The 22,488-nt window shown below is 72.0% G+C and carries 23 protein-coding genes; 7 read left to right on the top strand and 16 right to left on the bottom strand.

What is annotated here, in order from left to right; translation table 11 throughout:
* Positions 1–31 precede the first annotated feature (31 nt).
* From AAG589_RS14400 to AAG589_RS14390, 3 genes are read right to left on the bottom strand one after another with little or no spacing between them, the layout of a single operon-like run.
* Positions 32–985 carry a tetratricopeptide repeat protein gene (locus tag AAG589_RS14400; protein WP_430567919.1) on the bottom strand — a complete coding sequence of 318 codons (954 nt, stop codon included), beginning with the start codon at positions 983–985 and terminating at the stop codon, positions 32–34.
* Positions 986–1,009: 24 nt separating this feature from the next.
* Positions 1,010–2,023, bottom strand: a complete 1,014-nt coding sequence (locus AAG589_RS14395; RefSeq protein ID WP_430567918.1) for a hypothetical protein — start codon at positions 2,021–2,023, stop codon at positions 1,010–1,012.
* Positions 2,020–3,474 (bottom strand): hypothetical protein, encoded by a 1,455-nt coding sequence (locus tag AAG589_RS14390; RefSeq protein ID WP_430567917.1) that lies wholly within the window; start codon positions 3,472–3,474, stop codon positions 2,020–2,022. Before AAG589_RS14390 ends, AAG589_RS14395 begins: the two co-directional genes overlap by 4 nt.
* Before the next feature lie 307 nt (positions 3,475–3,781).
* Between AAG589_RS14390 and AAG589_RS14385 the strand changes: the two genes are divergently transcribed.
* The gene (locus AAG589_RS14385; RefSeq protein WP_430567916.1) at positions 3,782–5,263 is read left to right on the top strand and encodes a hypothetical protein; all 1,482 of its coding nucleotides are present in this window, start codon (positions 3,782–3,784) and stop codon (positions 5,261–5,263) included.
* 101 nt (positions 5,264–5,364) lie between these two features.
* Here the strand turns inward: AAG589_RS14385 and AAG589_RS14380 are convergent, their stop codons facing one another.
* Genes AAG589_RS14380 through AAG589_RS14370 form a run of 3 tightly spaced genes read right to left on the bottom strand, consistent with a single transcriptional unit; the run spans position 5,365 to position 7,382 of the window.
* The gene (locus tag AAG589_RS14380; RefSeq protein ID WP_430567915.1) at positions 5,365–6,210 is read right to left on the bottom strand and encodes an alpha/beta fold hydrolase; all 846 of its coding nucleotides are present in this window, start codon (positions 6,208–6,210) and stop codon (positions 5,365–5,367) included.
* Positions 6,211–6,269: 59 nt separating this feature from the next.
* A complete protein-coding gene (locus AAG589_RS14375) occupies positions 6,270–7,031 on the bottom strand; it encodes an alpha/beta hydrolase (protein WP_430567914.1) in 762 nt (253 codons plus the stop codon).
* A 51-nt stretch (positions 7,032–7,082) separates the two neighbouring features.
* Positions 7,083–7,382: a hypothetical protein gene (locus AAG589_RS14370; protein WP_430567913.1), complete on the bottom strand. Its 300-nt coding sequence runs from the start codon at positions 7,380–7,382 to the stop codon at positions 7,083–7,085.
* Positions 7,383–7,521: 139 nt separating this feature from the next.
* Between AAG589_RS14370 and AAG589_RS14365 the strand changes: the two genes are divergently transcribed.
* The gene (locus AAG589_RS14365; RefSeq protein WP_430567912.1) at positions 7,522–8,490 is read left to right on the top strand and encodes an FKBP-type peptidyl-prolyl cis-trans isomerase; all 969 of its coding nucleotides are present in this window, start codon (positions 7,522–7,524) and stop codon (positions 8,488–8,490) included.
* A 68-nt stretch (positions 8,491–8,558) separates the two neighbouring features.
* Positions 8,559–9,080 (top strand): phosphoribosyltransferase, encoded by a 522-nt coding sequence (locus AAG589_RS14360; RefSeq protein ID WP_430567911.1) that lies wholly within the window; start codon positions 8,559–8,561, stop codon positions 9,078–9,080.
* 6 nt (positions 9,081–9,086) lie between these two features.
* Here the strand turns inward: AAG589_RS14360 and AAG589_RS14355 are convergent, their stop codons facing one another.
* A complete protein-coding gene (locus AAG589_RS14355) occupies positions 9,087–10,016 on the bottom strand; it encodes an alpha/beta fold hydrolase (protein ID WP_430567910.1) in 930 nt (309 codons plus the stop codon).
* 68 nt (positions 10,017–10,084) lie between these two features.
* Between AAG589_RS14355 and AAG589_RS14350 the strand changes: the two genes are divergently transcribed.
* Positions 10,085–10,645 carry a TetR/AcrR family transcriptional regulator gene (locus tag AAG589_RS14350; RefSeq protein ID WP_430567909.1) on the top strand — a complete coding sequence of 187 codons (561 nt, stop codon included), beginning with the start codon at positions 10,085–10,087 and terminating at the stop codon, positions 10,643–10,645.
* Positions 10,646–10,887: 242 nt separating this feature from the next.
* On the opposite strand, the gene AAG589_RS14345 is transcribed toward AAG589_RS14350, so the two are convergent.
* Both AAG589_RS14345 and AAG589_RS14340 read right to left on the bottom strand, forming a co-directional pair.
* On the bottom strand, positions 10,888–11,364 hold the full coding sequence (locus tag AAG589_RS14345) for a carboxymuconolactone decarboxylase family protein (RefSeq protein ID WP_430567908.1): 477 nt from the start codon (positions 11,362–11,364) through the stop codon (positions 10,888–10,890).
* A gap of 10 nt (positions 11,365–11,374) precedes the next feature.
* Positions 11,375–12,217, bottom strand: coding sequence for an NmrA/HSCARG family protein (locus AAG589_RS14340; RefSeq protein WP_430567907.1), 843 nt, complete (start codon positions 12,215–12,217; stop codon positions 11,375–11,377).
* Between the two features lie 100 nt (positions 12,218–12,317).
* Between AAG589_RS14340 and AAG589_RS14335 the strand changes: the two genes are divergently transcribed.
* Positions 12,318–13,034 carry a TetR/AcrR family transcriptional regulator gene (locus AAG589_RS14335; protein WP_430567906.1) on the top strand — a complete coding sequence of 239 codons (717 nt, stop codon included), beginning with the start codon at positions 12,318–12,320 and terminating at the stop codon, positions 13,032–13,034.
* 472 nt (positions 13,035–13,506) lie between these two features.
* Here the strand turns inward: AAG589_RS14335 and AAG589_RS14330 are convergent, their stop codons facing one another.
* Positions 13,507–13,932, bottom strand: a complete 426-nt coding sequence (locus tag AAG589_RS14330; RefSeq protein ID WP_430567905.1) for a MerR family transcriptional regulator — start codon at positions 13,930–13,932, stop codon at positions 13,507–13,509.
* Positions 13,933–13,979: 47 nt separating this feature from the next.
* Here AAG589_RS14330 and AAG589_RS14325 point away from each other — a divergent pair, with 47 nt between their 5' ends.
* Entirely contained in the window at positions 13,980–14,867 is an 888-nt protein-coding gene (locus tag AAG589_RS14325) for an NAD(P)-dependent oxidoreductase (RefSeq protein WP_430567904.1), read from the top strand.
* Positions 14,864–15,223 carry a nuclear transport factor 2 family protein gene (locus tag AAG589_RS14320; protein WP_430567903.1) on the top strand — a complete coding sequence of 120 codons (360 nt, stop codon included), beginning with the start codon at positions 14,864–14,866 and terminating at the stop codon, positions 15,221–15,223. Before AAG589_RS14325 ends, AAG589_RS14320 begins: the two co-directional genes overlap by 4 nt.
* 398 nt (positions 15,224–15,621) lie before the next feature.
* On the opposite strand, the gene nrdF is transcribed toward AAG589_RS14320, so the two are convergent.
* From nrdF to AAG589_RS14290, 6 genes are all read right to left on the bottom strand, one after another.
* Positions 15,622–16,602, bottom strand: coding sequence for a class 1b ribonucleoside-diphosphate reductase subunit beta (gene nrdF, locus AAG589_RS14315; RefSeq protein WP_430567902.1), 981 nt, complete (start codon positions 16,600–16,602; stop codon positions 15,622–15,624).
* Between the two features lie 19 nt (positions 16,603–16,621).
* The gene (locus AAG589_RS14310) at positions 16,622–17,407 is read right to left on the bottom strand and encodes an NUMOD3 domain-containing DNA-binding protein (RefSeq protein ID WP_430567901.1); all 786 of its coding nucleotides are present in this window, start codon (positions 17,405–17,407) and stop codon (positions 16,622–16,624) included.
* Between the two features lie 10 nt (positions 17,408–17,417).
* Complete coding sequence (gene nrdE, locus AAG589_RS14305; protein ID WP_430567900.1) at positions 17,418–19,583, bottom strand: class 1b ribonucleoside-diphosphate reductase subunit alpha; 2,166 nt, start codon at positions 19,581–19,583, stop codon at positions 17,418–17,420.
* Entirely contained in the window at positions 19,580–20,011 is a 432-nt protein-coding gene (gene nrdI, locus AAG589_RS14300; RefSeq protein WP_429735151.1) for a class Ib ribonucleoside-diphosphate reductase assembly flavoprotein NrdI, read from the bottom strand. Before nrdI ends, nrdE begins: the two co-directional genes overlap by 4 nt.
* A 162-nt stretch (positions 20,012–20,173) precedes the next feature.
* Positions 20,174–20,416: a glutaredoxin-like protein NrdH gene (gene nrdH, locus AAG589_RS14295; RefSeq protein ID WP_430567899.1), complete on the bottom strand. Its 243-nt coding sequence runs from the start codon at positions 20,414–20,416 to the stop codon at positions 20,174–20,176.
* Positions 20,417–20,995: 579 nt separating this feature from the next.
* Positions 20,996–22,408 carry a serine hydrolase domain-containing protein gene (locus AAG589_RS14290; RefSeq protein WP_430567898.1) on the bottom strand — a complete coding sequence of 471 codons (1,413 nt, stop codon included), beginning with the start codon at positions 22,406–22,408 and terminating at the stop codon, positions 20,996–20,998.
* Positions 22,409–22,488: the final 80 nt, after the last annotated feature.

The raw sequence follows: 22,488 nt of genomic DNA, 5'->3' as shown, positions 1-22,488 counted from the left end.
CCGGGTCTCGACAGGCTCGACCAGCGGAGAATCAGTAGAGGCTGATCGCCAGGCGCTGCCGGGCCTTGACCACGCGCGGGTCGGTGGGGCCGACGATCTCGAAGTACTCGACGAGCCGCACGCGCAGCGTCTCCTTGGTCTCGGCGTCGGCGCCGGGGAGCAGCTCGAGCAGGCGGGCGAACGCGTCCTCCACCTTGCCCCCGAGCATGTCCATGTCCGCCACGCCGAGCTGGGCGTCGACGTCGGCCGGGGCGTCGGCGGCCGCGGTCCGGGCCGCCTGCAGGTCGGCACCGCGGGTGCGCTGGAGCAGGCGCACCTGCGCGAGCCCGGCCACCGCGAGGGCGTCCTTCGGGTCCTGCTTGATCGCCTTCTCGTACGCGGCGACCGCGGTGTCCAGGTCGTCGCGCTCGATCGCGTCGTACGCCTCCTGGTGCAGCGGCGGCAGCGGCTCCTCGACGGGCTCCTGGTCGGCGGCCTCGGCGGGCTCCTCGCCCTCGCCGCCCTGGGCGGGCGCCCGGCCGGTGACGCCGTTCTGCTCCGCCGCGGCCAGCACCTGGTCGAGCACGCCGCGCACCTGCTCCTCGGGCGCCGCGCCCTGGAACAGCGGCAGCGGCTGGCCCTGCAGCACCGCGACGACGGTCGGCACGCCCTGCACCTGGAAGGCCGCCGCCACCTGCGGGTACGCCTGGGCGTCGAGCCGGCCGAGCAGGAACCGGCCGCCGTACTCCTGGGCGAGCCGGCCGAGCAGCTCACCGAGGTCGGCGTTCGCCTGGTCGGTGGGGATCCACAGCAGCATGACCACCGGGTACGTGGTCGAGTCCTGCACCACCTGCTGGAAGTTCGCGTCCGTGACGTCCAGCACGTAGCCGCCCGCCGACGGCGCGCCGCCGGGCTCCCCCGGGGGCGGCGACTGCGGGCGGTTCAGCGCCGACAGGTCGACGGCGCCACGCGTGCTGAAGGTCGGGTCGGGCGTGGGGTTGGTCATGGGCGTCATCCTATGAGGAGAGCGTCAGTTGGAGGCCGCCGTCGGGACGTGGGAGAAGCCGAGCGGCCGGATCTTCTCGTCGGAGTCCTTGGCCGGCACGTACAGAGCGACCATGTCGGTGTACTCGGTCTTCAGCTCGTTCGTCTCGTCGGCGTCGCCGAGCAGCGCCTTCTGCGACTCCCCGATCGCGGGGACCTTGGCGCCCTCCTCGGCCTTGACCGTGGTCTTGCCGTCGAGCACGCCCATGACGAGCGCCCCGCCGTCGGCGGTGCGGACGGCACGGACGTCGTCCTTGCGCGCCGTGTACTTCTGCGTGTACTTGGTGCCGGACTCCTCGAACCCGTCGACGTCCTTCCAGACCGACGCGTCGGCCTCGACGGCCGCCGTCAGGTCGCCGTCGGGCAGCTTGAACGCCTTCGCGAAGGACGACTTCTTGGCGCCGAGGCTGACGATGTCCGCGTACTGCGCGAGCGCGTCGACCGGGGTCGCGGCCAGGGAGTCGTCGTCCTTCGCGACCGCGGCCGACCCCACGGCGGAGTCGGCGAAGTACGGCATGCTCTGCCCCGGGATGAGCTGCACCCACGACCACATCTTGTAGTCGGCGCGCGGCGACGCCTGCTCGAAGGCGACGAGGCGCGGCGTCTCGAGGTCCTCCGTGCTGGTCGTGATGGAGTAGCTCGTGCGCGGCCACCCCTCGGTGGTCGGGATGATCATCTGCTGGGACTCGCTCGGGATGTCCGTGACGAACTCCGCGTTGTCCCGCTTCTTCGCGACCGACAGCTGGCTCGCGCGGACCTCGTAGGCCGGACCGGTCACGCGAGGCTTGAGCGCGGCACCCTTGAGGGCCTTGTCGGCCTTCGCGACCGTGTCCGCGACGGCGGTGAACACCTGGGTGTCCTGCTCCTCGGTCAGCACCGGCCCGCTGAAGGCCTCGCCGGGCACGGGCTGGGGCAGCTCGTCGGCGCAGCCGGCGAGCAGCGTCGTCGACACGACGACGGCGCTCGCCACGGCGAGTCCGCGGGTGGTACGGCGGTTCATCGGTTCTCCCCGTCGTTCTCGGTCGTCGGGTCGGCGGCCTGCCCGGTGCGGGAGGTGTCGCCGAAGCCCCAGGTCGCGCGCCAGGCGGCGGCGCGCCCGGCGGGCGTGGAGGTGTCGGGGCGGGCGGCGCCCTGGTCGGCCGCCTGCTCGGTCTGCTGCGGGCGCACCGCCGGGATCGAGCCCGTGATGGCGCGCAGCATGCGGGTCATCCCGCCCTGCTCCGCGGCCCGACGGGCCTCCTCCTGGGCGCGCAGCTCGCGCCGCGTCATGCGCAGGGCGCCGGTCGCGGTGGTCGGCTCGGCCGGCACGGGCTCGTGCCCGCTCGGCTCCGCGGGGACCGGCACCGCCGGGGCGGGCACGGGCATGCCCGCCAGCGGGGCGGGCGCCTCCGCGCCGGTGGGCGCCGGGCCGTCCGGCGAACCGGGCAGCGCGTCGGGTGCGGCGTCGGACGGGTCGGACGGCACGTCGGTGGCCTCCGCGCGCTGGCGGCGGCGCGACCGGCGCAGCAGCCGGCCGGCGAGCGGCACCTCGGCGGTGCCGGCGGCGTCGCGCGCGGTGCCATCGTCCTGCGCGCCGTCCTCGCCCGAGGCGTCGCCGGCGGGCTCCTCCGGCGTCGCGGGCGCTGCCGGGGCGTCGCCCTCGTGCGCGGCGTCCACGGCCGGGGACGCCGGGGCCCACGGTGCGGCCTCCGCCGCGCCCGGGCGCACCGGGGCGAAGGGTGCCCCGAGGCCGCTCGGGCCGTCGTCGTGGTGGTCCGCGGACTCGTCGGGCGACCCCGGCGCGGCGGAGTCGGTCGCCTCGGCCAGGTCGGCCCGCCGGGCGCGGGCCCGGCGTCCGCCGACCACGAGCAGCAGCACGCCGCCGAGCACCAGCACCGCGCCCACGCCGACACCGGGCCACAGGTACGGCGTGGTGACGGCGCGCGGCCAGCTCAGCTCCAGGGTCGGCGCCTGCGCGCCCTCGCCGACACCGGCGGCGAGCAGGGTCCAGCGGCCCGGGCGGTCGCTCCAGCGCAGCGTGACGCTGTTCTCGTCGGACGCCTCGGCGACCCACATGTCCGAACCGGCCGGGTCGGGCCCGGACTTCGGCGCCTCGTTCGTCTCGGCGTCGGCGTCGGCGGGCTCGCCCGCCGCGACGGCGAGGTTCTCCCAGTCGCTCAGGCCGGTCACGCGCGAGTACGGGTCGTTGCCGACCCACCCCGCGACGTCGACGTCCCGGCCGACGGCGAGCGTGACCTTCTGGCCCTCGGGGACCGTCGCGCTGACGGTGACGTCTCCCCCGACCAGACCGAGCACACCGGGGTCGGTGACGACGAACGTGCCGTCACCGGTCGGCTTGGCCGTGGCGACCACCGTGTCGGTGTCGCGCCAGACCGTGGCGGAGGCGACACCGAGCGCGGCGGCGGCCAGTCCGATCAGGACCAGGACACCGCCCAGAATGCGTTGCAGCACCGAGCTTTCCCTTCGACGTGGACAGTCCAGCATAGGGACGGCCGGGCGGGCTCCGTCCACGAGACCGCCCTGGCCGGGCGCGGTTCACGAACCCTTCACGACTCGCGTACGCCGGACGCGCCCTGGCTCCTGCGCGTCGTCACGACCCGTGGAACACTGCCGGGGCGGCGCCGTCGCGCCGCGCCGGCCCGGCGTGGGAGGATGTCCGACTCGTCCCCCGAGGGCAAGAATGTCCCGAGTATCGGCGGCCCGGGCCCGCCACTATCCTGGCGACGCCGGGGCACCCACCATGTACGGAGGTCTGCACGTGTCCGACGAGCGCACGCTCTTCCCGATCACCATGCGCGGTTACGACCGCGCCCAGGTGGACGGCCACATCGCCCGACTCGAGCAGGCGCTCGAGGAGGCCCGCCGGAACGTCGAGAGCACCGACGCGCGCGCCATGCAGATCTCCTCGGAGCTCGCGCTCGCGCAGCGGCAGCTGCGGGAGAACGAGAAGCCGTCCTACGCCGGGCTCGGTTCGCGCGTCGAACGGCTCCTGCGGTCCGCCGAGGAGCAGTCCACCGAGGTGCTCACCCAGGCCAACCAGCAGGCCGCCGACATCATGGCCCGGGCCAAGCTGTCCGCGGGCCAGGTGCGCGCCCGGGCGGAGTCCGAGGCCTCCGAGCTGCTGGGCAGCGCGCGCCGCGAGGCCGAGGAGATCCGGTCCACCACGGCCGCCGAGGCCGAGGGCACGCTGCTCGCCGCCCAGCGCCGCGCCGAGGAGCTGGTGGGCTCCGCCGAGCGCGAGGCCGCGCTCATCACGAGCACGCTGTCCGCGGAGGAGAGCGAGCGGCGCGCCACGCTCGAGCGCGAGATCGGCGTCCAGCGCTCCACCGCGGAGCGCGAGACCACGGAGCTGCGCGTCGCCGCCGAGCGCGACACCGCGCAGCAGCGGGCCCAGGCCGCCGCCGAGGCCGCGGCGCTGCGCGAGGAGGCCGACCGCGAGTCGACCGACCTCCTGGAGCGCACCCGGCGCGAGGCCGCCCGCATCATCGCCGAGGCCAAGCACCAGGCCGCCGAGGCGTCGGACGCCGTGACCACCGAGCTCGAGCAGCTGCGCGAGCAGGCCCGCGCGGCGCTCGCCGACGCCGAGCTGGAGATCGCGCAGCGCCGGGAGCAGGTGGAGCACGAGGCCGCCGCGCGGCACGAGACCGCCCGCCAGGAGACGGACCTGCTCGTGCGCGCCGCCGAGGAGCACGCGGCGGAGGCGGAGCAGCGGGTCGCCCTGGCCCTGCAGCAGGCCGAGAAGGTCCGCGCGGAGTCCGACGCGTACGTCAAGGCGCTCGTCGCGGACGCCCGCCGCACCGCGGACGGCATCGTCGCCGAGGCGCGCGAGTTCACCGAGCAGATGGTCAACGACGCGCGCGTCGAGGCGGAGAACCACCGCTCGACCGCCCAGCGTCAGCTCGAGGACCTCACCCGCCGGCACGACTCCATCAACTCCTACCTCGAGGAGCTGCGCGGCCTGCTCGGCGCCGAGAAGCCCGGCACCGAGACGCCGGCGGGTGCCGGCCAGCCCGTCGCCATCGTGCAGACCGCCGTCCCCGCTCCCCCGGCTGCGCCGGCCGAGGCCGACGTCGAGCCCACGGACATCGAGCCCGAGGACGCGGAGCCCGAGACCGAGCAGGCTGACGATCCGGCCGCCGAGCCCGTCGACGAGCGGACCGACGTCGCGAAGCCCCAGGACGCCGACACCACCGCGGAGTCCGACGCCGAGCAGGAGTCCCCGGCCCCGTCCAAGGCCTGAGCCCAAGCGCCGCGCCCGCACGACGAGACGCCGCGGGCCCGCCACCGATCGGTGGCGGGCCCGCGGCGTCTCGTCGTGCGGGGAGCGGTCTCGGGTCCCGGTCAGCTGGTCGGCGTCGGCTTGTACTGCCAGGGCCAGCGGGGCGGGTGGCTCTCCTCGGCCACGCGCCGGTGCAGCAGCCCGATGGCGGCGGCGACGGTGGCCGGGTCCTCGACGGCGCTCATGTGGCCGGCTGCCGGGACCACGGTCAGCGCGCCGTCGCGCGCCGCGTGCACCATGTGCTCGGCCTCGACCAGCGGGGTCACCTGGTCCTCGGCCCCGACCACCACCGAGACGGGCCCGTCGAACGCGCGCAGCACGTCCGTCCGGTCGGGCCGGGCCGCCATCGCGCGCTGCGCCCACGCGACGCCCGAGGGCGACTGCGCGCGGATCCAGGACTCGAGCAGCGGGAAGAGGTGGCGCCGCTTCTCGGCGCTGGTCGCGCCGAGCAGGGTCCCGGGCATGCTGAGCACGGGGTCGAGCGTCTGGCCCTCGGTGACCGCGTCCGCGATCCGCAGCCGGTTGGCGCGCGCCGCGTCGAGGTCCGCCGTCGACTTGGTGTCGACGAGCCCGAGCCCGACCACGAACCCCGGGTGCCGCTCCGCCAGCGCGAGCGCCACGTAGCCGCCCATCGACAGGCCGACCACGACCGCGTTGCCCTCGCCCTCCTCCCGCATGGTGTGGTGCACGGCGTCGGCGACGTCCTCCAGCCGCGGTGGGATGCCGCCGAGGTCGGAGTGGCCCTGGCCGGGCAGGTCCACGCCGATGGCCCGCACCCCCTCGGGCAGGGCCTGGGCCGCGGCCGCCCACATGCGGTGGTCGAGCGGGAAACCGTGCAGCAGCACGACCGGCGTACCCGCCCCGTCGTGCAGCGGGTAGGTCGCCAGGAGCGCAGAGGTCGTGGTCATCGTCGACTCCTCATCTCAGCGGTGTCCGTTCCGTGTCGTCGGCCCTGTCGTCGGCCCTGTCATCGCGGCGCCGTCTCGGCCTGCCGCACCTCGCCGTCGTAGTGCGTGGGCAGCGGGGCGTGGCCGGGCAGCACGTGCCCGACGATCTCGTCGAGGACCCGGCGCACGGCCGGCTCCCCGACCCACAGGTGCTTCGCGCCGTCGACGCCGATCACCTCGGCCTGCGGCACGCGCGCGAACCGGCGCCGTGCCTCGTCGGGGCGCAGGTAGTCGTCGTGCTCCGGGACCAGCACCACCAGAGGGCGGCCGAACTCCGCCCAGCGGTCCAGGTCGGCGTCCGTCGCACGGTGCAGCGGCGGCGACAGCAGGATCGCGCCCTCCACCGCCGGGTCCGCGCCGTGCTTGAGCACCAGCTCGGTGCCGAACGACCAGCCGACGAGCCACGGACGCGGCAGCTCGCGGAACTCCGCGAGCTCGATCGCGGCGGCGACGTCGTACCGCTCCGCCTCGCCGCCGTCGAACGCGCCGCCGGACGTGCCGCGGGGCGACGACGTCCCCCGGGTGTTGAACCGCAGGACGGCGAGATCTGCGAGCGCGGGGAGGCGCCACGCCGCCTTCCGGTACACGTGGGAGTCCATGTAGCCGCCGTGCGTGGGCAGCGGGTGGAACGTGAGGAGGGTCGCGGCCGGTTCCCGGTCGGCCGGGAGCGCGAGCTCGCCGACGAGCGTGAGCCCGTCGGCGGTGTGCAGCTCGACGTCCTCACGGCGGGCGGGGAGCATCGTGAGGGAGCGGATCTGGTGGCCGGTGGCGTCGTCGTTCATCGCCTCCAGCGTAGTTCGGCCGGGCGCTCCTGGCCGGTCCTGCCGCGGCGCTCAGCGCAGCCGCGCGCGCCGCTCCCAGCAGGAGCCGTGCCAGTGCCGGCGGTCCTCGAGCCCGGCGGCCTCTCCTCCGACGACGTCGCGCTGCCACGCGACCACGTGCGGCGTGCCCGCCGGGATCTCCTGCCGGCAGGCGGGGCAGCGGTACGCCTTGTCGCCGCCGCGCAGCCGGCGCACCGTCCACTCGCCGTCCTCGGCGCTCTCGCGCCGCACGCCGCCCAGGGCGCGGTCGAGGTCGAGCGGCGGGGGCGGCGCGCTCCAGGGGCGCTTGCGAGAGGGACGACGCGAGGGCATGGCACCCATTGTCGCGCGGCCGCGGCCGGCCGGTGCTCGACCGCACGGCGCCCGGTCCGGCGGCCAGGACGCTGGACGGCGCGATCAGGTGGGGCCGTTACAGTGGCCCGGTTCGTCCCCGCCGACCGAAGGACTCCCCGTGAAGCTCCGCACGTCCGCCGCCGCTGCCGCGCTGGCGCTGGCCGCGGCCCTGACCCTGACCGCCTGCGCCGACGACTCCTCCGGCGACGGCGCCACGCCGTCGGCCTCCGCGTCGTCGTCGCCGGCCACCGAGGCCCCTGAGCCGACCAAGGAGGACGTCGCCGCGCTCGACTCCGTGAAGGTCGAGGGCAAGGCAGGCGCGGAGCCCAAGGTGACCTTCAAGACGCCGCTCGAGGTCTCCACGCCCACGTCGCGCGTGATCGAGGAGGGCGACGGCGCCGAGCTCGCCGAGGGCATGAAGATCACCATGGACACCGCCGCGTTCCTCGGCACGGACGGCTCCACCCAGGGCTCCTCCTGGGAGCAGAAGGCCCCGCAGAGCTTCATCCTCGGGGACGCGAACTACGGTGTGCTCACCGAGCCGCTGACCGGGCAGAAGGTCGGTACCCGCCTCCTCGTGGCCAATCCCGTGCAGGGCCAGGACGGCTCGACGGCGACGATGGTCAACGTCGTCGAGATCACCGACGCGACGAAGATCCCGACCCGCGCGGAGGGCACGGCCGTCGAGCCCGAGAAGGGCCTGCCGACCGTCACGCTCGACGACTCCGGCAAGCCCTCGGTGAAGATCCCGGACGGCTACAAGGCGCCCAAGGACCTCGTCGCGCAGACGCTGATCAAGGGCGACGGCGCCAAGGTCAAGGAAGGCCAGACCATCACCGCGCACTACACGGGCTGGAAGCTCGACGGCGAGGTCTTCGACTCGTCCTGGGAGCGCGGCACGCCGGCCAGCTTCCCGATCGCGCAGGACCAGGTCATCGACGGGTGGGTGAAGGGCCTCGCCGGCCAGACGGTCGGCAGCCAGGTGCTCCTGGTCATCCCGCCGTCGCTCGCGTACGGCGATCAGGAGGGCCACGAGCTCCAGAAGGAGACGCTGGTCTTCGTCGTGGACATCCTCGACGCGCAGTAACCCTCCTGCCTCCCGACGGCGGGCTCCCGGTCTCCGGGGGCCCGCCGTCGCGCGTAGTCTCGGGTGCCATGAGCGCACAGCCCACCGAGCCCGACGCCGTCGCCCCTGAGCGCGAGGTCCTCACCTGGACGCTGCTGCCCGTCGCGATCCGCGAGCTCGCGCAGCAGGTCGTCGACAGCGGCTTCCTGCCCGACGTCGTGATCGCCGTCGCGCGCGGCGGCCTCGTGCCCGGCGGCGCGATGGCCTACGCGCTGGGCACCAAGGGCGTGGGCACGATGAACGTCGAGTTCTACACCGACATCGGCAAGACGCTCGACGACCCGCGCGTGCTGCCGCCCCTCATGGACACGTCCGAGCTACCCGGGTCCAAGGTGCTCGTGGTGGACGACGTCGCCGACTCCGGCCGCACGCTCGCGCTCGTCATGGACATGCTCGCGAAGCAGGGGGCGGACGCCCGGTCCGTCGTGCTGTACACGAAGCCCCGCACGATCATCCGGCCCGACTACTCCTGGCGGGACACCGATCTGTGGATCACGTTCCCCTGGTCCGCCGACCCGCCGGTGACGGGCGCGCACTCGGCCGACGTCTGAGGGCTCCTAGGCGGCGCGGGCGAACTGCTCCCGGGCGCGGTCGACGACGAGGTCCGGGCGCTCGTCGACCATGAAGTGCGACACCCCGGGGAGCACGTCGACGGTGAGGTCGTCGGCGTGCTCCTCGTGCCCGCCGAGCAGCGCGGGGTTGCTGAGGATGTCGTTCTCGCCGAGCAGCGCGACGGTCGTCGTGGTCAGGTGCTGGTCGCGGTAGGCGCCGCGCAGGACGGCTCGCAGCTCGCGCGTGACGAAGTCGCGGCAGAGCGCCGACCCGGCGCGCGCCCGCGCCGGCTGCCGCAGCGGCGCGACGTACGCCTCGACGTCGGCGTCGGTCATCACCGGCCGGTCGCTGCCGTACACCTGCAGCAGGTGGCGAGGGAGGCGCTGACGCCCGCGCGACAGCGCTCGCGGCCCCGTCAGCCGGGAGGCGATCACCGCCTGGAACCAGGTGTGGCGGAGCATGAGCAGCAGCCGCGGGTCGAACCGCAGCCACAGGTGCGGCACGCCCATGCTCAGCAGCGACGCGGCGCGGTCGGGGTGCTCGAGGCAGAGGTGGAAGCCGACGAGGGCGCCCCAGTCGTGGGCGACGACGTGCACCCGGTCGAGGCCCAGCGCGTCGAGCAGGCCGACGACGTCGGCCAGGAGCCGGTCGCGCGTGTAGCCGTCCGGCGGCGCGTCGGTCCACCCGGACCCGCGCAGGTCGGGGCACACGACGTGGTGGTCGGCGGCGAGCGGGCCGATGACGCCGCGCCACTCCCACCAGTGCTCCGGGAACCCGTGGAGCAGCAGCACCGGGTCGCCGGTCCCCTGCTCGACGACGTGCATCGCGAGCCCGTCGACGTCGACCCGGCGATGGGTGACTCCGGCCAGCTCCGGCATCGGCACCGCGGGCAGCGTCGTGGCGGGCCGCCCTCCGCTCACCGCGTTCTCGTCCATGCCGTCGACGCTACTACGTTCATAGTGAGAAGTCACTACATCCATAGTGGCCGGGTTAGGGTTCCGTCGTGACCACCACCGCCCCGCCCCGGCGACGCGCCCTCGACGCCGCGGTCGACCTGCTCGGCACCGAGGGGCTGCGCGCCCTCACCCACGGCCGCGTCGACGAGCGCGCCGGCCTCCCCCGCGGATCGACGTCGAACTACTTCCGCACCCGCGCCGCTCTGCTGGTCGGCGTGGCGGACGAGCTGGCCGCCCGCGACCTCGCCGCCCTCTCGGCCGCGCCCGAGCCCCGGAACCCGGACGAGCTCGTCGACGTGCTGTGCGCCGCCCTCCGGCAGGCCACGGGACCGGACCGCACCGCCACCGCCGCCCGCCTCGTCCTCTTCCTCGAGGCGAGCCACGACGCCGACCTGCGGGCCCGCGCCTCCCAGGGGCGCGACGCCCTGCTGGACTGGGGCGAGCGGATCGCGTCCCGCCTCGGCGCGCCCGCCCCCCGTGCCGCGATCGTCGCCGTCGCCGCCGCCTACGAGGGGCTGCTGCTCCACGCGATCGCGCGGCACGACCCGACCGAACCGCGCCCCACCCTCGCGCTCGTCGTCGACGCCGCGCTCGGTACCGCGAGATAGAGGTCCCGGTTCTTACCCGAGGACGCCTTTGGGGCGCGAGTCCCCGCGACTTCGCAGTCACGTGCCGCCTGCATGCCACTCACCGTTGATAGGCGCCTCGCCTTCGGACTGGCACATTCCCGCGGCGCAAAATACCTGAGCGGGCGTCGTCGTAGCGCGCCGGGCGACCGGCGTCACACACCGTACCGGCGACTTGACCTCTGGTGCGGTGGGTGGCGCCGAGTTCGCCGACCCGGGCCGGTTCAGCCGAACGGACCGGGTGCGTAGCCGCCCCCCGGGATGGCGGCGATGACACCGAGTCGGTTGCTGGCGTTGATCAGCGCGATCAGGCAGGTCAGGGCGGCCAGTTGATCCTCGTCGTAGTACGTCGCGGCGTTCGCCCACACCTCGTGCGGCACCCCGCCGGCGGTGTCGGCGATCCGGGTGCCCTGCTCGGCGAGGTCCAGGGCAGCCCGCTCCTCGTCTGTGAAGACCGTGGTCTCGCGCCAGGCGGAAACCAGGTTCACCCGGGTCGCGCTCTCCCCGGAGTGCGTCAGGTCCTTGCTGTGAATGTCGGTGCAGTATCCGCACCCGTTGATCTGGCTCGCCCGCAGCAGCACCAGGTCCATCGTGGTCTTGGGCAGCAGGCCGCTGGAGATCACCGCCATGCTCGCCGTGTTGATGCCTCTCATCGCTTTGCCCGCGATCGTGTTGTTCAGAAGGTTCAGGCGTGCAGACATGGGTCTCTCCTCATCGGGTGGCAGGGGCAGGAACGAGCGCGTCGTGCAGGAAGGCGTCGAAGCGCTGGAGCCAGGGGAAGTCGGCACGCAGGGCGGCGATGTCGGCCTGGTAGCCGTCCTCGGCGAACCACTCGTACATCCGCTCCTCGATCGGTGTGGCCACCAGACGGGTGGGGATGCCGGTGACCCGCTGGTAGATCGCCGCGACCTCGTCGAAGCTGACGGCGTCCCCGGCGATCGCCAGTCGGGCGCCGAGGTAGACCTCCGGATCAGCGAATGCCGCGGCGGCGATCCGGCCGATGTCCGCAGCGGCGATCATCTGCATCGGGCGGCCGGGGATCACCGGCAGCTCCAGGACGCGCTGGCCGGCGGCGTCGGCATACCCGAGCAGGTTGTCCATGAAGAACACCGGCCGCAGGATCGTCGCCGACGGGAAGGTGGCGGCGAGGTGCTGCTCGATGCGGGCCTTCGACTCGAAGTGGTCGACGCTGGTGCTGCGTTCGGCGCCGTCGACGGAGCTGTAGACCAGGTGCGCCACTCCTGCGGCCCTGGCGGCGTCCGCCACGGCGATCCCGCGCCGGACCTCGGTGGCCAGCTCCTCCTTGGTGACGGCCAGCGGCTGGACGCTGAACACACCGTCGGCGCCGTCGACCGCCCGTGCCAGCGACTCCGGGTCATCGAGGCTGCCTCGCACCAACGTCGCGCCGGCGCGGGCCAGGGCGTGGGCCGGTGCGACGTCCAGGTCGCGGACCAGTGCGCGCACATGCCAGCCGTCGGCGAGTAGGGCCCGGGCTGCACCGCCGCCCTGGCGGCCGGTGGCTCCGGTGACGAGCACGATCTTGCTCGGTCGCATAGGGGTCCTCGCTTCTCGCTCAAGTGCGGAGCGATTTGCTCCGGACAGTGGGGACACTACTGCGGAGCGATTCACTCCGCAAGGCCGTAGGATGACGGGCATGGGTGTCTCCAAGCAGCAAGAGGCCCGGCAGGCCGAAGTCGCCCGCAACGACGAGGCTCTACTGCGGGCGGCCCGGCGGGTGTTCTCCCGCGACGGGGAGCACGCCTCGGTCAACGCGATCGCCGAGGCGGCCGGGGTCGGCGTGGGCACGCTCTACCGGCGCTACAACGGCAAGGCCGCCCTGTACGAGCGGCTGCTCATCCTGTCGAACCAGCAGTGGATCGCGGCAACGCGCGCCGCCGCCGACCACCCGGACCCGTGGCAGGGCCTGCAGGACCTGATCGTGCAGAGCGTCGAGTACGGCCAGGGCACGCTGGCCCCGCTGCGGAAGCTGACCTCGGTGCCCGCGCAATCGGTGGAGCTGGTGGCTGCGGCGGACCGGGACTTCACGACGCTGGTGGACCGCGCGCACGAGTGCGGCGGGCTTCGGCGTGACGTGACCGCGACCGACATCGTCCTGCTCATCGAGCAGCTGGGCCGGTCACCGCTGGTCGAGCAGATCCAGGAGCTGGGAGACGATGCGCTCGACACGCAAGCGCGAGCCGCCCGTCGCCGCCTGATAGTGATAGCGCTGGACGGCCTCGCCGCCGTGCAGCGCGCCGATCTCCCCGGATCGCCGCCCTCGCCGCGCTTGCTGACGACGCGTTGGAAACGCCTGACCGCCCGGGGCCCCGGCGCCGGTCATGTGCGTGCATCACGTGCTGATGTGCTCTGACAGCACTCGGTCTCCAGGACGACGCGATGAGTGCCGGAGGTGGCGCGGTGACGGCGTATGGGCTGATGCACCGGGCCTGGCATGGTGACTGGTGGGCCCCCGACATCGGCCTGCGTACGCATCACCATGATGGCTGCCTGAGCGGGTCGCGACGGTGAGTCGCTGGCCGACCTGGCTCCTGGTTCTTCTTCCTCGAACGGATCGACCGTCGACGGCCTGGTCCCACCCGCCGCGGCGTCCAGCGACGGCGTGACCGAACCTGACCAGGTCGCCTGGCTGGAGTCCTAGCTGACGGCTCAAGCACGCCGAGCGTTCGTCGAACCGGCCCGGTTGTCCGGGGCCGTCGAGGCGATCCCATGCCGCGCGGTGCTGTGCGCACCCACCGGCGTTTCCGACGCCCCGCCTGCATGCGGCGATGTGGACAGGACCTCGATGACGTCGGACGGGGTCGATGGCGCGTCCGTCGGCCTGCTCAGGTGGGGCTTGGCACGTGCGTGGAACCTCCCACCTGCGTGGTCCCACCGAAGGGACCATAGGTCTCGCCGCCGATTCGTGCGGCTTCGTCGATGTAGTGGGCCAACGCTTGTCGGGAGCGCGTCAACGTGTGTATCTGGTCGTCCAGGTGCTGCAGCCGGGACCGCATCGCGGCCAGCAGGTCCGGGCAACCAGGGAGCTCGGGGGCTTCTCCGGTCGCGCACGGCAGCAGGTAGGCGATGTCCTCGGTCGACAGACCAGCGTCCAGCAGATGCCGGATCTGCTTCACCGTGACGACGTCCTCCCTGTCGTACACCCGGTACCCGGCCCCAGTGCGGTCCGGCTCCAACAGCCCTCGTGCTTCGTAGTACCTCAGCTGATGGGCGTTGACGTCAGTCCGGCGGCTCAACTCTCCAATGTGCACCGTTCCCCCTTGACCTTCACACGGGTATCAACGTTCACCATCCTGCTATGGCTCACCAGACAAATTCTGACGTGACACTCATCGGCCTCGGGCTCATGGGCAGGGCGCTGGCGGGCGCCTTGATCAAGGCGGGTCGCCAGGTCACCGTGTGGAACCGAACAGCCGCCAAGGCAGACTCGCTGCTCGCGCAGGGGGCGCTGACCGCCGACTTGGTCGGCACCGCGGTCGGCGCAAGCCCCGTGACGATCGCATGTGTCTCCGACTACGAATCACTCCAGCAAGCCTTCGCCCCGGTCGCCGGCGAGCTCGACGGGCGGCTCCTGGTCAACCTGACGTCGGGCGACTCGGCGCAGGCACGCGAGATGGCCCGCTGGGCCGAGCGACGAGCCGCCCACTATCTCGACGGCGCGATCATGGCCGTCCCCCCAGCCATCGGCACCGACGAGGCGGTGATCCTGCTGAGCGGCTCGAACACCGCCTTCACGACGAACCGACCCACCCTCGACGCACTCGGAACGGCCACCTACCTCGGGGAGGACCATGGCTTGTCCGCGCTGTACGACGTCGCGGGCCTGAGCATGATGTGGGGCGTCCTGAACGCCTGGCTTCACGGCGTCGCCCTGCTCCGCACCGCCGGCGTGGACGCGTCCACCTACTCGCCTTTCGCGGCGCAGATGGCGCAAGGTACGGCCGGGTGGCTGGCCGGCTATGCCGACCAGGTCGACAGCGGCACCTACCCACCCGACGACGCGACGCTCTCCACGCACGCCGGTGGCATGGCCCACCTCATCGAGGAAAGCGAGCGGCTGGGCATCAACGCGGACCTCCCGAAGCTCTTCAAGGCCCTCGTGGACCAGGCGATCGACGCCGGCCAGGCAGGACAGAGCTACCCCGTCCTGATCGAGCAGTTCACTCAGGGATCGCGAACCTCATGACGGGTGAGAAGCCCGACACTGTCACCGATCTGCTGAGGGCATACATCTCGGTGTGGAACGAGCGGACACCGCACACCAGACAGGCGATCGCCGGCGGCGTCTTCACGTCCGACGCGTACTACGTCGACCCTCACACCTCGGCCCAGGGCAGGTCAGCGATCGACACCTATGTCGCCGGCTGGCAGCAACAGTTTCCCCAATTCCACTTCGATCTCGGTGAGGTCCGCAGCCACCACGATGTCGCGCACTTCGCCTGGAGCTTCGGCCCCGCCGGCGGACCACCGGCGGCCTCGGGTCGGGACGTCGCGGTGATCGAGGAGGGCCGGATCAGCACGATCTACGGCTTCTTCGACTAGGTGCGGAGGACACCACCCAGGGAGACATGGCCACGGCCGCGGATCTGCAAGCCCCGATGGCCTCGTGCCACTGCGTGCCACGGCACGGGGCGGGCTGGTGCTGGCGGCCGGAACCCGTGGAATGTCGCGGATCGCAGGCCGTCGAGCGCCTGCCCTCTGGCACGCTGTGGCACGAACCTGGCGGCTCCGCGAACCGCAGCTCGGCTCGTCGGGCCGCCTCGCTCTCGTCTGGCGGGCGTGCGCGTGCCACCTGCGTGCCGCTGCGAATGGGTTCTCGGGTCCATCGTCGACCTCCGGTGTCCACGGCGAGTGGGCACGCAAAGAGGCCCGGACCTGCGGAACTCCGCGGGTCCGGGCCTCTGATCAGCCGGTTCGGCGACCTGGGTCTGAGACGGGTCTCAGAAGTCCCAGTCGTCGTCCTCCGTCGCCACGGCCTTGCCGATGACGTACGAGGAGCCCGACCCCGAGAAGAAGTCGTGGTTCTCGTCGGCGTTCGGCGACAGCGCCGCGAGGATCGCCGGGTTCACGGCCGTGTCCTCCTTGGGGAACAGCGCCTCGTAGCCCAGGTTCATGAGGGCCTTGTTGGCGTTGTACCGCAGGAACGCCTTGACGTCCTCGGTGAGACCCAGCTCGCCGTACAGCGCGTCGGTGTACTCGACCTCGTTCTCGTACAGCTCGAAGAGCAGCTCGAACGTGTAGGCCTTGAGCTCGTCCTGCTCGGTCTGGCTGACCTGCGCCAGGCCCTTCTGGTACTTGTAGCCGATGTAGTACCCGTGCACGGCCTCGTCGCGGATGATGAGGCGGATGAGGTCGGCCGTGTTCGTCAGCTTGGCGCGGCTGGACCAGTACATCGGCGCGTAGAAGCCGGAGTAGAACAGGAACGACTCGAGCATCGTCGAGGCGACCTTGCGCTTCAGCGGGTCGTCGCCGCGGTAGTAGTCGAGCACGATCTCGGCCTTGCGCTGCAGCTGAAGGCTCGCCTCCGACCAGGCGAACGCCTCGTCGATCTCCCGCGTCGAGATCAGCGTCGAGAAGATCGACGAGTAGCTCTTGGCGTGCACCGACTCCATGAACGCGATGTTGGTGTACACCGCCTCCTCGTGCGGGGTCAGCGCGTCGGGGATGAGCGACACGGCGCCGACCGTGCCCTGGATGGTGTCCAGCAGCGTGAGGCCGGTGAACACCCGGGTCGTCATGAGCCGCTCCGCGTCGCTGAGCGTGTGCCACGACTGGATGTCGTTCGAGACCGGCACCTTCTCCGGCAGCCAGAAGTTGCCGACCAGGCGGTCCCAGACCTCGAGGTCCTTCTCGTCCTGCAGACGGTTCCAGTTGATCGCGGTCACACGATCGATGAGCTTGAGCTTCCCCGTGGGCGACATGGCTCGATCTTCCTCTTCCTCAGGTGCCTTCCGGCGATTTCGCGTCCTCGGTGCAATACCTGCACTCCGGACTGAAGCGCCCTTGGTTGGTGTGGTAACGCGTGTGTGCACTCCGCGCGCTCGACGGCTTGGGTACGCCCTTCTGCGCAGCCGACATCTTCGCTCGGGTCTCTGCGCTCGCCTTCTTGCCGAAGTTGGGGTTGCGTTCACCCTTGCGCATCTCAGACAGCGCAGCCCGCGCCTCCGCTGTCATCGTGTGGCCGAAACTCGGGTGATCCTTGCCGAACTTGCCGTAGTTGGGATTGTCCGGGCCGACGAAAGTACCCTTCCTTTCTTCGGACCACTTCGCACGCTGCTGCACGGTATGACTCCGCCCGTAGAACGGGGCGAGCGGACCCGGACGGCTGACGCCCGTCCGACCGGTCGCTCGCTGCCGCGCCGCCTCGCGCATCTCCTCAGTCCACTCGACACCTGTCGGTCCGAGTCCGCCGTCCGCGAGGTTCAGAAGCCGGTGTCCCTCGTTGCGCAGCGAGGCGATCCAGATGATCTCCGACTCCCCCAGCGATTCAAGGCTCCCCCACTCAGTGTCCAGCTGGTCGACGACGACGTCCTCCGCGTGCTTCCGGAGCCAGTCGTAGAAGGCCGTCTTCCGACCCGAACGCGCGTTGCTCAGGTGACGTCGAAGGCGGACCGCTGGGCGCTTCGTCGTCAGGCCCACGTACCGGTACTCGTCCGACTCTCGCAGGCGCACGCCATAGACGACCCCGAATGCTTCTCGGGTGCTCGACTCCACGGAGATCATCATTCGTCAGTCCTCACAGCATGCAGCTGACGCAGCCCTCCACGGACGTCCCCTCAAGAGCCAGCTGCCGGAGACGGATGTAGTACAGCGTCTTGATCCCCTTGCGCCAGGCGTAGATCTGCGCGCGGTTGACGTCGCGCGTCGTCACCGTGTCGGGGAAGAACAGCGTCAGCGACAGGCCCTGGTCCACGTGCTGCGTCGCGGCGGCGTAGGTGTCGATGATCTTCTCGTAGCCGATCTCGTACGCGTCCTGGTAGTAGTCCAGGTTCTCGTTCGTCATGTACGGCGCCGGGTAGTACACGCGACCGAGCTTGCCCTCCTTGCGGATCTCGATCTTGGCGGGCACCGGGTGGATCGACGACGTCGAGTTGTTGATGTAGCTGATCGACCCGGTGGGCGGCACGGCCTGGAGGTTCTGGTTGTAGATGCCGTGCTCCATGACCGAGGCCTTGAGCGCGCGCCAGTCGTCCTGCGTCGGGATCGTCACGCCGGCCTCGGCGAACAGCCGGGCGACGCGCTCCGTCGCGGGCTTCCACTCGCCGTCGGTGTACTTGTCGAAGTACTCGCCGGTGGCGTACTTGGAGTCCTCGAACCCGCCGAACGCCTTGCCGCGCTCGATCGCGAGGCGGTTCGACGCGGCGATCGCGTGGTAGGCGACCGTGTAGAAGTACAGGTTCGTGAAGTCGACGCCCTCGTCGGAGCCGTAGTAGATCCGCTCGCGGGCGAGGTACCCGTGCAGGTTCATCTGCCCGAGGCCGATGGCGTGCCCGAGGTCGTTCGCGCGCCGGATCGAGGGGACCGACTCGATGCTCGTCTGGTCGGAGACGGCGGTGAGCGCGCGGATCGCGGTGTCGATCGTCTTGGCGAAGTCCGGCGAGTCCATCGTCTTGGCGATGTTGAGCGAGCCGAGGTTGCAGGAGATGTCCCGGCCGATGTGGTCGTAGGACAGGTCCTCGTTGAACGTCGACGGCGTCGAGACCTGGAGGATCTCCGAGCAGAGGTTCGAGTGCGTGATGCGGCCCTTGATCGGGTTCGCCTCGTTCACGGTGTCCTCGAACATCACGTACGGGTAGCCCGACTCGAACTGCAGCTCCGCGATGGTCTGGAAGAAGTCGCGGGCCTTGATCGTCGTCTTCGTGATGCGGTCGTCGGCCACGAGCTCGTCGTACTTCTCCGAGATGGAGATGTCGGCGAACGGCTTGCCGTAGACGCGCTCGACGTCGTACGGGCTGAACAGGTGCATGTCCGCGTTCTGCTTGGCGAGCTCGAACGTCACGTCCGGGATCACGACGCCGAGCGAGAGGGTCTTGATGCGGATCTTCTCGTCCGCGTTCTCCCGCTTGGTGTCGAGGAACCGCATGATGTCCGGGTGGTGCGCGTGCAGGTACACCGCGCCGGCACCCTGGCGGGCGCCGAGCTGGTTGGCGTACGAGAACGAGTCCTCGAGCAGCTTCATCACGGGGATGACGCCGGACGACTGGTTCTGGATGTGCTTGATCGGCGCGCCGTGCTCGCGGATGTTGCTCAGCAGCAGGGCCACGCCGCCGCCGCGCTTGGACAGCTGCAGGGCGGAGTTGATGCTGCGCGCGATGGACTCCATGTTGTCCTCGATGCGCAGCAGGAAGCAGGACACGGGCTCGCCGCGCTGCGCCTTGCCCACGTTGAGGAACGTCGGCGTCGCCGGCTGGAACCGGCCCGACACGACCTCCTCGACGATGTCGCGCGCCACCTGCTCGTCGCCGTCGGCCAGGCCGAGCGCGACCATCGAGACGCGGTCCTCGAAACGCTCGAGGTACTTCTTCCCGTCGAAGGTCTTCAGCGTGTACGACGTGTAGTACTTGAACGCGCCGAGGAACGACTCGAACCGGAAGTCCTTCGAGTACGCGAGCTGGAACAGCTCCTTGACGAAGGCGCGCGAGTACTTCTCGAGGACCGTCGGGTCGTAGTACTTGTTCTCGACGAGGTAGTCGAGCTTCTCGTCGAGCGTGGCGAACTGGATCGTGTTCGGCACCACGTGCTGCTCGAAGTAGGCCGTCGTGGCCTCGCGGTCCTTGTCGAACTGGATCTGGCCGTCCGGTCCGTACAGGTTCAGCATCGCGTTGAGGGCGTGGTAGTCGAGCTGCACGCCCTGCAGCGGCACGGGGGTGGCGCCGGGGACCTCCGGGGTCGTCGCGCTCACGCCGAGATCAGTGACTGTCGTTGCCAAAATCGTCCCAATCCGTCACGGACGCGCCGGGCGTCCTCAGCCGTCCCCAGGAGTTCGAAGGCGTACAGGTAGGGCACCTGGCACTTCGCGGAGATGATGTCGCCGGCGATGCAGTACGCAGCGCCGAAGTTGGTGTTCCCCGCGGCGATGACGCCGCGGACGAGCGACCGGTTGTGCGGGTCGTTGAGGAACTCACGCACGCGCCGTGGCACGGCGCCGCCCTCGTTCCCCCCGCCGTAGGTCGGGACCATGAGCACGTAGGGCTCGGTCACCGTGAGGAATCCGTCCGTCTTCCGCACCGGGATCCGGTGCACGGACATGCCGAGCTCGTCGAGCCCGAGGCGCTGCACGAACCGGTGGGTGTTCTCCGACACGCTGGAGAAGTAGACGAGAGAACCCATGATCAGCCTCCCCCCGGATGCTGCTGCCGACCGGCGTGCTGTCGCGCCGAAGACGCACGGCGCCCCGGGTCGGGATCGAAGCCCGGGGCGCCGGCCGTTCGTGGGGTGCGGGCCGCGACCGGCGGTCCCGCGTGTGTTGTCCTGCCTGTGTCGCGGTCCGCGTCAGGCAGAGACGGACTGCTGCGCCGCGACCGCGGCGATCTGGTCGGGGCGGAAGCCCGACCAGTGGGTGTCGCCGGCGACGACGACGGGGGCCTGCAGGTAGCCGAGCCCACGGACCATCTCGAGCGCCTCGGCGTCCTGGGTGATGTCGACCACCGTGTACTCGACCCCCTTGCGGTCGAGGGCGCGATAGGTCGCGTCGCACTGCACGCAGGCCGGCTTGCTGTAGACCGTGATGCTCATGTGTCTCTCCCTCTCTGCGCTCCCCGCCGGGGGGGCTTCGTCCGACCCGTGCCGATGCCCTGCGAGCGGTCCCTCGACGGGCCTCGAAAGGGCCCGGACCAGGGATGACGCCCGTGGAACTACGCCGGTGTGCTTTGTTCGAAGGGCTGTGCGCCCCGCGTGCTCCAAACACTACACCTAGTGGTCGGGGCGCGCGCGGGACCGACATCTTGTGGTTGACACCCGTGTCATTCGTCGAACACCCCTCGCGCCGCAACCCCACGAACAGCGTCCCACGGGGGTCCGACACGCCCCCGTCCACAGGTTCGGCGAGGCTCCGTCAACATCGTCCGCGGCGCTCTTCCGCGGCAATGTGCGCCTCGCGATCGGATGTCCACAGGCGGTGGGTGCCGGGCGTCCACAGCATGCGCGCGACGGCGGGACCGGCACGGCGGGGATGCCGACCCGCTCGAGCCCCGGCAGCGCGTCCGTCGAGGTCCGGGCAGATCGGACATTCCCGGCCTCGAGACGGCGGAAAAATTCGTCGAGGACATCGGCGTGTCGCGGTCGGTGGTGTGTCGCACACGCGCCGGGCGCGCGTCAGTCGGCGCCGCCCCGGGCCGGGGCCTCCCGCGGCACCGGACGCCAGCCCGCCGGGTCGACGCCGCCCGGCACCGGCGTCGCGGGGTCGTACGGCGTGCGGGTGAAGTGGAAGGTGCCGACGTCGAGCGCCCGTGCGGGCGTGCCCGACCCGGCCGGGCGCAACCGCTCGCCACGCCAGTACCCGCCCTCCGCACCGACCCAGCCGCCGTCGGACGACCGGGCGAACACGGTGTCCCGCCCTCCCGGGGAGCTCAGCTCCAGGCGGCCGTCGGCGCGCGGCGCGAGGGTGTACGGCGTCGGGCCCCAGTACCAGGTGCCGGCCAGGGCGAGGGCGTCGGGGTCCGCAGCACCCCCGGCGGCGGTGACGACGGGGCGCGGCTCGCCCAGGAGGTCGAGCAGGAAGGACACGTCGCCGAACCCGGCCGTCGAGCTGCCGCACACCGCGACGACGTCCCCCGTCGCGGCGTCGGCGCGCAGCGCTGCCGTGAACCCGGGCACGGAACCCCCGTGGCCCACGGTGCGCCGATCACCGCCTCCCGCCGGGTGCTGCACGGAGACCCCGAGCCCCCACGCGGTCGTGAACGGCGCGTCGTCGTCGACCACGGCCCGCGGAGCCGTCATCCGGCGCCGCCAGGCGAGCGGGAGCACGTCGTCCCCGGCCGCGCCGTCGCCGGCGCCGACCAGCCACGACCCGAACCGCACCAGGTCCGTCGGGGTCGACCACACCTCGCCCGCGGGGCCCATCGCGCCGTACGCCGCCACGGGCTCGATGAGGACCGCGGCGTCGAACGGGTGCACCGCGTACCCGACCGCCGCGTCCCCCGACGCCGTGCGCCCGGTGCGGGTCATGCCCAGCGGCGCCCAGACCTCGTCGTGCAGGACGGCGTCCCACGACCGGCCGTGCGCCTCCTCGAGCAGCCGGCCCAGGACGGCGTAGCCGAGGTTGGAGTAGTGGTGCCGCTCCCCCGGCTCCCACAGCGGCTCGACGCCCGACCCGACCAGCTCCTCCCAGGTGCCCGCGCCGTGCCGCTCCCACCACGGCCCCGGCGGCTCGGCCGGCAGGCCGGCGGTGTGCGTGAGCAGCTGCGCCACCGTGGCGTCGGGGGCCGGGGCGTCCGGGAGGTGCCGCCCGACCGGGTCGTTCAGGCCGAGCCGCCCCCCGGCCGCCAGGCGCAGCACGGCCACCGCCGTCATGGGCTTGGTGATCGACCCGATGCGGAACGCCGTGCCCGCGTCGGCCGACGCCCAGCCGGCGGCGCCGGCCCACGCCACCTCGCCGGCACGGCCCACCGCGGCGGACAGCGCCGGCACGCGCCGCTCCCGGCACCGCGCACGCAGCGCGTCGTCGAACCGAGCGGGGAGGCCGTCCGGGACGGGGACGGTCGGCGGAGCGGGGTGCGCGGCGGTCATGCCCCGCACGGTAGTGCCGAACAGGCGGTTGACACCGTGATCGACGGCTCGAGGCCGCGATCACGGTGCCGACCGCCTGG

Origin of the sequence: Isoptericola sp. F-RaC21 (assembly GCF_038593535.1) — a bacterium.
In the GTDB taxonomy this organism is placed as follows: Bacteria; Actinomycetota; Actinomycetes; order Actinomycetales; family Cellulomonadaceae; genus Isoptericola.
The sequence above is the reverse complement of the archived record's forward strand: the minus strand, read 5'-3'. Positions and strand labels throughout refer to the sequence as shown.